General features: G+C 57.0%; 8 protein-coding genes and 4 pseudogenes. 6 read left to right on the top strand and 6 right to left on the bottom strand.

Annotation, left to right across the window (positions count from 1 at the left end; genetic code table 11):
* Positions 1–1,021: 1,021 nt before the first annotated feature.
* Both DJ82_RS07225 and DJ82_RS07220 read left to right on the top strand, forming a co-directional pair.
* On the top strand, positions 1,022–2,017 hold the full coding sequence (locus tag DJ82_RS07225; protein ID WP_094524414.1) for a helix-turn-helix transcriptional regulator: 996 nt from the start codon (positions 1,022–1,024) through the stop codon (positions 2,015–2,017).
* Positions 2,018–2,252: 235 nt separating this feature from the next.
* Entirely contained in the window at positions 2,253–2,795 is a 543-nt protein-coding gene (locus DJ82_RS07220; protein ID WP_198948034.1) for a cupin domain-containing protein, read from the top strand.
* 420 nt (positions 2,796–3,215) lie between these two features.
* Here the strand turns inward: DJ82_RS07220 and DJ82_RS07215 are convergent, their stop codons facing one another.
* Positions 3,216–4,025 carry a winged helix-turn-helix domain-containing protein gene (locus DJ82_RS07215; RefSeq protein ID WP_094524413.1) on the bottom strand — a complete coding sequence of 270 codons (810 nt, stop codon included), beginning with the start codon at positions 4,023–4,025 and terminating at the stop codon, positions 3,216–3,218.
* A gap of 181 nt (positions 4,026–4,206) precedes the next feature.
* On the opposite strand from DJ82_RS07215, the gene DJ82_RS07210 reads away from it, so the two are divergent.
* The gene (locus tag DJ82_RS07210; protein ID WP_094557101.1) at positions 4,207–4,638 is read left to right on the top strand and encodes an ester cyclase; all 432 of its coding nucleotides are present in this window, start codon (positions 4,207–4,209) and stop codon (positions 4,636–4,638) included.
* 827 nt (positions 4,639–5,465) lie between these two features.
* On the opposite strand, the gene DJ82_RS07205 is transcribed toward DJ82_RS07210, so the two are convergent.
* A complete protein-coding gene (locus tag DJ82_RS07205; protein ID WP_094524411.1) occupies positions 5,466–6,239 on the bottom strand; it encodes a hypothetical protein in 774 nt (257 codons plus the stop codon).
* A gap of 349 nt (positions 6,240–6,588) precedes the next feature.
* Here DJ82_RS07205 and DJ82_RS14530 point away from each other — a divergent pair.
* Positions 6,589–7,020 (top strand): annotated as a pseudogene (locus DJ82_RS14530) (hypothetical protein); the annotation flags it as partial.
* On the opposite strand, the pseudogene DJ82_RS15265 reads toward DJ82_RS14530, so the two are convergent.
* Positions 7,007–7,221, bottom strand: a pseudogene (locus DJ82_RS15265) (hypothetical protein). The pseudogenes DJ82_RS14530 and DJ82_RS15265 sit on opposite strands and share 14 nt — an antisense overlap.
* 437 nt (positions 7,222–7,658) lie before the next feature.
* On the opposite strand from DJ82_RS15265, the gene DJ82_RS07195 reads away from it, so the two are divergent.
* On the top strand, positions 7,659–10,379 hold the full coding sequence (locus tag DJ82_RS07195; RefSeq protein ID WP_094581494.1) for a type IV pilin N-terminal domain-containing protein: 2,721 nt from the start codon (positions 7,659–7,661) through the stop codon (positions 10,377–10,379).
* Between the two features lie 402 nt (positions 10,380–10,781).
* Here the strand turns inward: DJ82_RS07195 and DJ82_RS14525 are convergent, their stop codons facing one another.
* Positions 10,782–10,985 (bottom strand): hypothetical protein, encoded by a 204-nt coding sequence (locus DJ82_RS14525; RefSeq protein ID WP_094524410.1) that lies wholly within the window; start codon positions 10,983–10,985, stop codon positions 10,782–10,784.
* Between the two features lie 23 nt (positions 10,986–11,008).
* Between DJ82_RS14525 and DJ82_RS15705 the strand changes: the two are divergent.
* Positions 11,009–11,347 (top strand): annotated as a pseudogene (locus DJ82_RS15705) (heavy metal translocating P-type ATPase); the annotation flags it as partial.
* On the opposite strand, the pseudogene DJ82_RS07185 reads toward DJ82_RS15705, so the two are convergent.
* Both DJ82_RS07185 and DJ82_RS07180 read right to left on the bottom strand, forming a co-directional pair.
* Positions 11,333–11,752: pseudogene (locus DJ82_RS07185) on the bottom strand (RNA-guided endonuclease TnpB family protein); the annotation flags it as partial. The pseudogenes DJ82_RS15705 and DJ82_RS07185 overlap by 15 nt on opposite strands.
* Before the next feature lie 212 nt (positions 11,753–11,964).
* Positions 11,965–12,453 (bottom strand): winged helix-turn-helix domain-containing protein, encoded by a 489-nt coding sequence (locus tag DJ82_RS07180; RefSeq protein WP_094524409.1) that lies wholly within the window; start codon positions 12,451–12,453, stop codon positions 11,965–11,967.
* Positions 12,454–12,530 lie beyond the last annotated feature (77 nt).

The following is a 12,530-nucleotide window of genomic DNA, read 5'->3' as shown; positions in this document are numbered from 1 at the left end:
CCGATGTTCCCCTCGCACTCCGAACAGATCTGGTAGAGTCGCTCGTCTTCGTAACTGAGTTCCACTGGAGCACCACAGTGGTAGCAGGATCGAGGGATCTCGGTTGGTGGGAGACGGCGCGTTTCCAGACCCGAGCCCGCGATAACTGCCCGGACGATTTTGAGTCCGGAGTTCCGAAGTCGGTAGCCGTCGTCCGTTTTTTCGACGTAGTGACCGACCAGCTTGTCGAGATGGTAGCTGAAATTCCCGCTGTCGTGAATGCCGATGCGGTCGAACAACTGCGAAAACGAGACAGCGTTGTTCTCGGCCTGAGGATCGTACACCTCCCACAGCGACAGCAGGATCGCAAGCCGGATCTCATCGCTCAACAGTTTGAACGCCTCAGTTACATGGGGTTCAGCGGCCCCGGCCGCTGACTCAAGCGGCGACTCGGATACGGTCGAATCGGTCATGTGGGTAGTTACCACGTAGCGAGTCAAAAGAGATGGGGCGAGTGTAGGAGCTCGCCTTGTGTACAGGACGTATCCGATAGTGTATCCTGATTTCAGAAGATCGTCTGGTATTCAAACGGTGGTCGAACCGGAGCCTACAGTGTACAAATTTAGGATCGCATGATCGACCGACAGCACCGGGATTAAACGGATTCTTTGAAACAGCGTACCGGAATCCCGGTGAGTCCACTTCCAGCTTATCCATCATTTTCGAGTGTTCCAGACCCTCTAACGCCTGCCGAGTATGCGATTACTGAAACCGGGGAGAATTTGTTACGAGTCGTGTTGGGATCCATTGTTGGTTTGGATTCGCGTTCCACGACTCGGTGGCGGATGAGATAATCAATCGGTCATTGATATCAATACGAACCCTCTCACGGCATCCTACACATTACCAGTACACTGTTCATCCATACGGACTGGACAGTTATCGAGATTCTAATAAATGCATACGGATATCTTGTAATTGGTTCAGCCTGCGGAACCCTCCTGGAGGTACGTTTATTCGTTCTGCCACGCGATTAGTTACCATGGATCAAACTCGGTTCACTCCGGATCTGGACTTGGATGGACTCTCGCCAAATGAGGCCTTTGCCATTCTAGGAAATGAAATCCGGTTAGAGATTATCCGGGTCCTCTGGCGTGCAGACGCTGCTCACGAATACGATGACGGCTCTGATACTGCTACTACGATGTCGTATTCAGGGTTGCAAGATGAGGTCGATATTGATGATAATGGGAAGTTCAACTATCATCTCTCACAACTCGCGCCTCATTTCATCCGTCGTACTGACGATGGATACCGCCTGAGCGGTGCGGGCAAACAAATTGCCAGAACGGTAATAGCTGTTTCCGGAACGGACCGACTCGACTTCTCTACGGAGATCGAAGACGATTGTCCGTTATGTGGAGCAGACTTAGAGGCCACTTATGAGGACCAGTGGCTTCGGATCAGGTGTACTGAGTGCGACGGACTGTTCGGGGACCAGGCACCGACGGGGACCCTCTTCCTCACGAGTTATCCGGCCGCTGGAATGATGACCCGCAACCCTGACCAAGCACTCGCAACCGGCCTCTACCGGTGTGCGCTGGATATCACCTATCTGATGTACGGTATCTGTCGGGAGTGTGCGGGCCACATCTCCTCGTCCGTGACGGTCTGTGATGCTCACGAAAGTCAGGGGGGCCAGCCCTGCGTCACCTGTGGGACGCCGTTCCCGGTGTGGGCAGACATGCGGTGTGATACCTGCGGGTTCGCCAAGCGGTTGCCGGTCGAAATGTTTGCCACCGGTCTGGCCATGGCAACCGGGTTGATAGACAGTCAAGAACTGGATATCCACTCCCCCTCCTTCGAGGAGGCCGTCAGCTTGCTTCAAAGCAGCGTCGAGACCGCTGTTTCGAAGGGTCCGCTTCGTGTCTCGATCACCATCGAGGGCGTGACGAGTACGTTCACTATCACGCTGGACGACGACATGAACGTCCTCGATCTCGACCGAAGGCCTCGATCTGAAACCGCTACCTCGTAACCCGGATTTGCCTCGGTTCGATAAGAGAAATATTATTCTCCTAACATATAAGTCCACTCTCGCATCTAGTATCGTCTGCCAGTAGCAGACCAAGACCCGAGCGACTTGGCGTCCGTCCCGTGGAAGGACCGAAAAGAAATATCGAGACCTCGGCTGGATGCCACAGGAGGCAGCCAATGACACCACCAAACAACACGAACCCACACATCGACCGTCTCTGGTTGGGGGCGACAGCATGACGGCCACAGAGCAAAGCAGGCAGAATCGTATTCTCGATTGGGGAGATTTCCCTGGACGGTGGGAAATCACGAGATCGACTGAGGAGACGGACGGCGAACTGTTGGAAATGCGATTTGAGATCGAATCCGTCCCCGAGGACGGCCCGTTTGTCCACACTCACCCAAACGCCGAGGAGAGCTACGAAGTGCTCTCGGGTGTTCTGGAAGTGTACGAGGACGGAGAGTGGATGGACGTGCCCGCAGGCGAGAAACACACCGTCCCTCCAGGGAACCCGCATACGTTCAGGAACAAGACGCCCGTCGAGCTCATCAATATCCATGAGCCTGCGCTACAGCACGAGGAGTTCTTTCGGAGGTTTCATCAGCTCGTAGCGGAGCGAGGAGTGTCATTACCGCCAGGGGGTTTCAGTGATATCGTGTTGATAGCGATGCTGACGACAGAACATGAAGAGGATGTCCGCGCAGTAAACCCACCGCAATGGGTTTTTAGAATCTTGGCTGGCATCGGCCGCGTGCTAAGATACGACATACCAGACTAATCGGCGACGTTGAGTTACGGGAAGCGAATCTCTTCGCAACTCCGAATATCACCTGTGCTCTCCGTCTAACATGCAAACAGTGTCAGTCTTTGAGAGTTCAAAAGTGCCAGCGGCGTCTGTGACATCATTCTGACCGACTACTCACGAACCCCCGGACGAGGCAGGAATTAAACGATTTCTTTGAAGCGGTGTAATGGATTCCCCGCGAGTCCACTTCCACCCCACCCGCTATTATCGAGTGTTTCATGGCCTCTACCGCCCGCTGAGAACAGCATTGCTGAATTCGCGTAGAATCCGTTACGGGTCGTGTCGGGGTTCGTCTTTGGCCCGGATTCGCGTTATACGACTCGGGGATGGATGAGATAGTAAATCGATTGTCGTCCCCGATTGGAAGTGTTGTGTGACTTCGCCCCGCGTATCTCAGGCCTCGGGCAATACCTCTGGATCGAGTGGCTCAGCCTCGGCCCGATATTCCTCGTAGAGCGACTCGGCCCACTCACGGACGACCGGGTTTTCGGTTTCTAGCAGCCCCGGACCTATCCATTGATTATCCTCAATGTAGCCCAACCACAACACCACTGTTTCATCTATGATGTGCATGCTGAACGTGATGGGACCATCGTACAGCCACACCTGATCGGCGATCGAATGCCACGGAGTCGCCCGTTCCGGGTCGTCAGTGAGATACTCAATAAATTCGGCTTCGATAATTGCCTCAAACTCCAGTCGCCCTTGGTCAACCAAGTCAGCGAGCGTCCGGACGAATATATCCGGAGCGTTCTGTGTAAGTCCTTGATATGTGTCGCCGGTCCGGTACAGCTCCAGTGCCCGATTGAGGTGAGCCTCCGGCCAGTCTTCTGTTGGAACCGTGATATTGGCATCGCGGAAATGGCGGATATCGAGTTCTTGAGCCGGTTCCGGGAGGTAATTGACCGCTTCCCCGAGTTGCTGGACCCCCTGAACCGTCTGCCGATAAGCGCGAAACTTTTCGGTCATAATTTCTCCCATGTACGTGAGTTCATACTGACTTCCCTCGGATTCGACCCACCCCCGCGATTCCCCCTTATCAAGGATCCGGGCAACCGTTGACCGCGATGCACACGTGCGCTCGGCGAGGGCACTGCTCGTCGTCACCCCGTCGGCGAGTGCCTCGAACACCCGGACGCTGTTGGCCGAATTCGCAAAGAACTGGATGGCCTCCAGCGCAGAATCCATGTCATACGTTGCCATATACAGAGCATACGGTCACGTTCTATCTAATAGTTGGTCTGGGAGAAGCGCGGGACAGTATAGAGAGGGGGGTGTCCGACAGCCTTTGCACAGGGCGCAAACGTTCGCAGGGGTTGGGAACGCATTCATCGGGTAATAATATCCGCTCGTGTCACCGACTCTGAATCGGGTGGATCAACCCATGTCGGAAGCCAGCACCACCGAGCACGAACAGACCCTGAATACCTATCAGGACTACGAGGACCTGTGGAACGGGGACCTCTCGAAGCTAGATGTGGTTGCCGAGTCGATCGCGCTCTCCGATCCGGCTCTCCCCGAAGGTGAGCTCCATGGACGCGAGGCATTCGAAGCGTACCTCCGAGAGGTTCGGTCGGCGTTTCCCGACTGGCACGTCGTCGCCGAGGACTTGCTCGTGGATGACGGGATCGTTATGAAAGAATGGACAATAACGGGAACACACAAAGGGGAGTATAAGAGTGTGCCACCGACCGGGCGTGAGATCGAGATCAACGGCATGGCGAAGGATATAATCGCGGACGGCAGGGTGCAGGAAGCTCGGCTCTACTACGACCCGCAGGAGGTACCTGAGCAACTCGGCCTCACGGAAGACTGAGGACGAACGTTCGGTCACTGTGACTTCCGTGTTCAGCACGCTGATTGTGCCATATTTTGACAAACTAACAATTTCAGTGTGTCTATGACATCATCGTCCTGTTCTCTCACACAAACCGCTAGACAGCACGATGATTAAACGGATTCTTTGAAATAGCTTGCTGGAATCCCCGCGTTTTCATTTCGGTGGAAAAATCGACTCGCGTCACAGCTTCGATCTCCGCCAGGTCGGGCTTTAGATACGGCTGACCGACCGACGAAAGGACCAGTTCGTCTGCAATAAGCGCGTACTCATCGAGGCTATGTGGACTCAAACAACCACTGTTGAGGTCGGAACTGCGGAAGCGCCGGGCAGTTAGAGGGCGCGGCGGCGGGCACAATACATGTCCGGGCAAAAATACAATCCTCTAAACAGATTCTTTGTGGTTGATGTCTACACCCCATCGACGGGCGGACATGGGAACTTCCTCGAGACGTTTGTCTCTGTCCACTGTGGGCATCTTATCGAAACGAGTTGGCATATATTTATCATATTTGAATACAGAGCCCCGGAAATCAGCAGGACGGCCCTGATCAGTACGGATTTCATTACCCACAGTGGAACAGCTTTCGAGTTCTGAACCTCCAGTGCGTACAAATTAGTGAGAGATTTAATATATCTCTCAGCTGGCGGTCATGTTGCGAAATGAGAGTGAACTGTTATTTTCGTGAAAGTCCTCGTTTGACTGCTGAGCGAATTATCCGGTATCACGTGAAGATACTGTGGTGACCGTACCCGCACAGGGATATATTGCGTACCGAGGGTTTCAGCAGGGGTGAGCGAACCGACTAGAGTTCAGGTACCTGTGACGCGTCGATGGGCTCTGTTGTCGACCGGTTGGAAACGTCTCGGTCGTCACGCAGTTGGAGGTACGCCGACGCGATGATCGCATAGTACGGCAGGAAAAATACTGTCGTGAGAACGACCGTTACGACATCAGCGGCGACCGGCACACCAGCGAGATCCAACAGCGGTGCGACACCACCGATAACCCCGCCGAACAGGGCGGACACAACGACAAGGACGCCGAGTTTAAGCCGGGAACCGCGAGCCAGCCCCCAACTCCGTTTGAGACTACTGATGATGCCGCGATCTTCGACGGCAACGGCGAAGATGAAAAACAGGAACGAGGCCGCAAAGAACAGCCCCGGGATGAACAGGAGGAAGAAGCCAATCATCACCGTGATGCTCACGATCAGTCCACCGACCAGCGCGATTGCCGTGGCTCGCCCGAGTCGCTGCGTCGCCGGCGCGGGAAACGTCGACATCTCGCTCAGTGGTTGAGCAAACGTTCGAGAGAGAATCACAAAGTACACCGAGCTCAGAATGATGAGCACACCAAACAAGGCAAGTCCGACATTTCCAGACATCGGAAGCGCGAGCCCAGCGTTGCGGCTAAACTGCGCCGCGGCTTGGGGCGGGAGATACCCGAGAACAGTACTGTTGACAGCTGTTTGAATCCCGAACTGAATCACGAGGAACCCAACGAAGAGGATTCCACCAGTTCGGGTGAGTGTACGCCGAATACCGTCGCTAACCGCATGGCTGAGTTGGAGGGCCATTCGAGTAGTATCTCTTAGTCCCCTCCAATAAAATGCCCGAAATAAGAGCGATATTCTCACTCTGAGGGGGTATCGGTACGGAATCGTCCCTGTTTCGCTGTCTCAAGAGCGCAGTGTACACACTCTCTTCTCTAATTCGGTGCTGTCGCGTCAGAAACTTTGCCATCGGTGATGTACGAACCATCTTATATATTCAAGAGTCGACTCAATCGGTCAATACCCGTACCGAAGTATGCACGCATCGCCCTCCACCTCGCCACTCCGCTCGCTCGAAAGCCTCGTCCTCATCGGTGCAAATCTCGTGCCGCTTATCGGGGTTATTGTTTTGGGATGAAACCCCTGGGCACTCCTCGTTATATATTGGATTGAAGCGTTCAGCACGGTGCTGTTGGGAGTCAGAAAAATACTCTTTGATGAGCGTGACTCCCCCGACGTTGTCGGTCAGATCGAACCGTTACACGAACTCCGCGAGAAACGAGGCGGGTGGTGTCCTCGACCCGGATGGCCGCCGATCTATCCGCGAAACGTCCCGTTTGGACTCTCAATGCTTGGCACATGGGCGCTCTCAGTCGTCCCACCAAGCGCGTTGTACTGGCTGTCAGTTGATCGCTCAATAGTGCTGTCTATCAACCTTCTACTCGGAATTGGCGCGTTGGTGTTCGCACACGGTGCCGAGTTCATGATCGGGTATCTCGGACGGCGAGAGTACACCAACGTCTCTGCGCGAGAACTACTCCGAACGCCCGCTCAGTTGACGCTCATTGTCATTATCGGTCTCTGAAATCTACCGTGTAGCCGTTGTTGCGGAGTGCTTCAACAAGCTCGCCTCTAGGCACAATTTTGAATTCGTGGAACGAGTTGATGTGGCATTCTGCCGAATACAGCTCTGAGTCGATATTGTCTGGTATCTCGTTCTGATGGGTACCTCCTGAACAACAACCGGTTGACTGGCAACGTGGTTGGAACTGCTATCTCCTGTCATTCGAACATCTCTCATTACAACTATTCAGCTCTGGTGAGCTATTATCCTCCAGATACAATGCTGCATAAAAATGCTATTCGTTGAACTATCTGTACTGAGCGATCAGTCTCACACGCAAATAGCGAAGCTGGCGGTCAGCGATGGCATAACGGGAGCAGCCGATGCTTGAAGACTACAATAACGATTTGTATTATCGGCCGTTTTTATGTGCGGTGTCGGTATCTCTGCGTATGGTACGACCCTCCCGTCGGGGCTTCCTCGGAGGAAGCGCCCTGACGCTCGCAGCGCTGACAGGTGTTCTCACCTCTGAAACCGACGTGAACGTTTCTGGCCGACCGGCCGGGACACCGACCGCCCTTGACATCGATATTTCGGCACCATTCGCCGACGCCTTCCTCCCTGTTCCGGCGGGCGACGCGCTGTCGACGACGTACGCGATAGTCATTGCGGAGCGCATCGACGCCGACGCGGCAGAGGAACTGAGCCACCGCGCCCGTTCCGCGACTGAGCGGCTCGACATTGACGCCGACGAGTTGTCTGCGACGGTCGCGGTCACTTCGGCCGAACGTGGGTTCCAGCTGGTGACGGCAGCTGGCGGCTTCGACCGACTCGACCGCGGTGAGACGATTGCGGTCGGCGAGGGAGGCGGTGATACCGGCGGTGAGTCGGACGACGAGGTCCCCGCGGAGGCCGAGACGACGGACGAACTCCCTGCCGACTGGCGACTCGCCGATGACGGTGAGACCTCGTTCCTCACCGGTGACGGCGTGGCGGCCACTGCGACCGGCAGTGGGGATTCGCCAAGTCCTCGCAGTCGTTCGGACTCGGCGGAAGACGACAGGAGCGATCGGCGGATCGAAGTCGCTCGCGCCGCCGGCCGTGCGGCCGCCGACGATGTCGATCGCCTTGCGGAATCGCCGCTGGGCGCGGCCGCCCTCCCTCGACTTGGTGGATTCGAGACGGTGCTTTTGATTCCGGACGCTGCCGATGGTCCGTTTCCGCCCGCGGTCCCCGAGGACGTAGACGCGTTCGCCGCCGGCTTCGAGACCGATCCTGACGACCTCAGAGACCTCGACGGAACGGCGGAGAACGCGTATGTGATCCGCCCGGCTGATGATGCCGACGGGCTCGATGACGAGACCATCGAGCGACTCGTGCGTACCGTCGACCCCGCCGTCCCGGTCGAGATGGACATCACCCGAACCGACGGACTCGTACTCGTCGACACCGTCGTCGAGGCCCCGCCGGAATTTGACCGTGAGGCGTCACCGGATGCCCACATCCGGTCGCAATACGACCGCGCTGCCGGCACCGTGACGTTCGAGCATGTTGAAGGCGAGGCGGTGCCGGCCGACGAGCTGGAAGTGTGGCACGACGGCGATGAGGTGAGCGACACGGTCTTCGACGGCGAGGAATTCACGGCCGGCGATGAGATCGCTGTCGAGACTGGACTGATCGCAACCGTGATGCTGCGGTGGTTCGACCCGGACGCGAATGTCTACGACACGTACGCTCGCCCACAGGTCGACCGCGAGGCGTTCGACATCGAGTACGAGATGAATGCCGAAACGTTGAAACTCAGCTACGAGGCCGAGCGCCCCGCCGACGCAAGTAGCCTTCAGCTGGTCCACCGCGGCGAGGGAGGCGTCCAAACAGTCGGCGAGGAATTCACCGACGGAACCCTCGAACCTGGCGATACAGTCACCGTCACGGACGTGTCGATTGGCGACAGTGTACAGCTAGAGTTCGACGTTGAGAAACCGATGGGTGGCAGGTCGCTCATCCATTACCGTGCCCGCCCCCCGCGTGTTTGGATCCACTCACATGCCGAGGACGGGACCACAGTCAGGTACGACGGAGAGGAGTCTCGCCCTGCTGACGCGTTCGTGACGCTGGTCGACGGAGAGACAGCTGACACGCAGTTTGCTGACGAACACGATACACTCTCGGGCGACGAGGAGATGGTTCTCGGCGAACTTCCCCTGAGAAGTACAGTCGCAGTCGAGTGGCAGGAGCCAGACGAACCGGTTGTCATTGCCGAACATGAGGTCGTTCCGAACACGCGCGCATCGATCGAATACGACCCGGACGCCGGCGAGATTACGGTCCAACACCGAGGCGGTCGGGCGCTTCCAGCGTCAGAGTTAGCGCTCCAGGTCGGTCGCACCCCGGCCGATGTCCAGCCCGCGGACAAACTCGACGAGTTTGGTCCGGATGACTCATTCACTGCTCCAGTACCCCCACTCCTGCGGGTCCGACTCGTGTGGACCGGCGGCGACCGCGAACACCATATTGGCGGCACAACCACGGCACGCGACGCACTCGCGGCGACCTACGATATTGACTCCGAGGCGATGACGATCGAGTACGTCGGCGACCAGCCTGCCGACCCCGAACGACTGCGCGTGTCGGTGAACAGTGCTGGTGACTTCCAGGGACGAGAAGACGATCAGGAGTCGGCGTTTGCGTCCGAGCACGACAAACTAACGACGGGAGACACGATCACGGTCGACGACGTCGGGCTCGACGACACCGTTGTCGTCAGCGTCCACACCGAGTTTGAGAACGGGTCGGCGACCAGCTCCGTCGCTCACTTCTCGGCGGCACCCCGCCGCGGATTCGTCGTTGACGAAGGAGACGGGGGCGACAACGAAGCGTCGGGGACGACGCTCCGCTACGTCGGCGAGGTTCGTCGCAACGCCGATGTCTTCCAGGTTCTGATCGATGGTGAGCCCACAACAGACCAGCCCGCCGATGAGACGGACCGACTGACCGGTGGGGAGACGCTGTCGCTTGGTGATCTGTCCGCCGGCACAACGATCACTGTCGAGTGGACTGCTGGCGAGGAGACCCGAACCGTAACCGAGCACGTGATCTCCCCGCAGGCGACGTTCGAGGTCGTGTATGAACCGGCTGAGGATGGCGACGGGGGCGTCGTGACGTTCACGCACGCCGGCGGTGACGCGCTAGACGCTGACCAGGTTGACGTGGTCGTGGAACCCGCGACCGACGGATTGCGCTCTTGGGATTCCGACGCCGACGAGGTGACCGCCGGCGACGAGACTAGCGTTACGATCGACTCGGAGCCTGAGATGGCCATTGTCGTCTTCAATGAGAGCGAGGTACTCCACCGCGAACCGCTTAACCAAGACAGGTAGAGGACTGTAACTCTCTATTCGAACACAACTCCAATACACTACAGATGCAGAAACAGAACGCATCTGTGTAAGTAACTAAAGTATCCGTATTTTCTAAACATCTATTTTATGCTCTCCCGTTCAAACCGCATACATGGACGGGAGAGCATATCTGTCTGCAACAAGCGTGACTGTAGCATCTGCCCCCGGGGAGTTGTTCGGCATTGAAAAGAGGCTCTGATGATGTCCGTGTCGATGACACGACACAACGAGATCAGACAATTAGACCTACATAAGGGTGATACGGTGAAAATTATCGCCGGAATACAGAATGGGTCCGGTGGAGAAGTTGCTCTCTCATGGACCCCAAGATGTTCTCTCAAAAGAGCTCGAAATTGAGCGTACAATCAGAGGTGACAGTGTTCACGAACTCTTAGTGAGTTCGTCATCGGTCTCGAACCACGTTGTTTCGATGTCGAAGGCGGTCGTCATCAACTTAGTCATTTTCACCTCCAGCGTCACGTTCGACCTCCTCACAACGCGGCGGACCCTCAGCGGCTGTGCGACGCCGTCCGAAGATGAGGTCCTCCCGTGGAACCGCCTGCTGTCCCGGGTGATCGACGACACGGGGTATCTGGCGAGTGTGAGTGCTGACGAACGCGGCAATCGCGATACCGCTCCTGATCGGGAACGAGTTTACCAGCACGTTCAATCGTGCGATAACCCTGATGGTCGCCGCGTCGCCGTGTGCCGTCATCATCTCTACGCCGGCGGCGGTGTTATCAGCAATCGCCTCCGGTGGCCGGCAGGGCGTTCTATTCAAAGGTGGCGAACACGTCGAGACGGCCGCGAACATCGACGCGGTCGCATTCGACAAGACGGGCACGCTCACGCGGGGCGAAACACAGCTGACGGACGTGTTCGTGCGGGACGGCCCCGCGGACGAGTCGCTGACTGCCGACGAGTTGCTCTCGCTCGCGGCCGCCGTCTGGCAGGATGTACTCGATTTCGATACACCCGTCAACAGTTGCCAGCGAGACGACCTCGTCGTGGAAGGTCGCGCATCGCTTGTCGTAAACGATAGTCGGGGTCGAGAAGTGCGGTTTCCCCGCATACTCGCCTTGCTTCCAACGGGCGACGACGCTCTGTATGGCGTCGGCGGCCTTGTTGCGAGCGTTCTGGACGAGATTGGCGTGTAATCGCGTCTGGTCACGCACGTCGCCGTAGGTTTCCTCCTGTAACTGGGCCTTGCTCGTTGTTTTGTATTCGCCCTGCCAAGCGTGATCAACGACGTAGTTGGCGGCCCATTGAAATTCATCGACGGTTTCACGGAGAAGTGCGGCGTCATCACTATGTACGTTGAGTTTGATCGGGACGGTCCGCCGCACCTCCATATGTCAGATGTGTGTCTGATAGTTTATAAATACTGGGAGAGAGAACGGCAACAGTCCGTCAAATGTGGTGGAGTTGTCGACTTGCTCTCTGGCCTACTCGTTCGTTTCGCCCACTCCTCAAGGCTGGAGGTTCCGCCCCGGATACGCTGACCAAGGTACGAAGTCGACGTCCCGTCTCTGCAGCGTCGAGAACCGTGCTGTTCGACAACGAACTACGAGTTTGTGCCACCATCGACTGTGTCGAGAACGGGCTCGTCGAACTCGAGGGCTGCCGCGACAGCATCCGGAAGCTCCGGACGTGGGGCCGATTCGTGGCGCTCGATTTTCTCGGTCTTACGCGTGTTCTCGTAGAGGGCACGTGCGACCGGAAGGCCACGGAGATACTTGTAGTCGTGGAGGACCTCGACCCCCCGCTCTGTGAACCCGTAGAACTGAGAGGGGAGATCACGCTTTCCCTCGCTTGGATCGTACGTGTAGCGTGCGAGGAGCCCGGCGTCGATCAACGTCTCCAACTGGTCTTTGATGGCCGCCTGGCTCTTCCCGGTCATATACTCGAGTTCGGCGAGCGACATCAGATGGGCGGGATGGCCCAGCAGCTCCTGGATGATAAGGTGGCGCGTATCTTGGGACAGCAGCTTGAATAGCCGCTGCTGTTCCGCGAACGGCCCTCCATCGGCCGGGCCAGCGTCGGTTTCGCTCATACGTGGCAGTACGGTGTAGGACGCTATAACAGTTAGGGTCGTCCAAGTTAGTTAAATCAGAAAAAATCAAAGTGGTT

This window comes from Halorubrum sp. Ib24 (genome assembly GCF_002252745.1).
Taxonomy (GTDB): Archaea; Halobacteriota; Halobacteria; order Halobacteriales; family Haloferacaceae; genus Halorubrum.
This window is presented reverse-complemented; position numbering and strand designations above follow the sequence as displayed.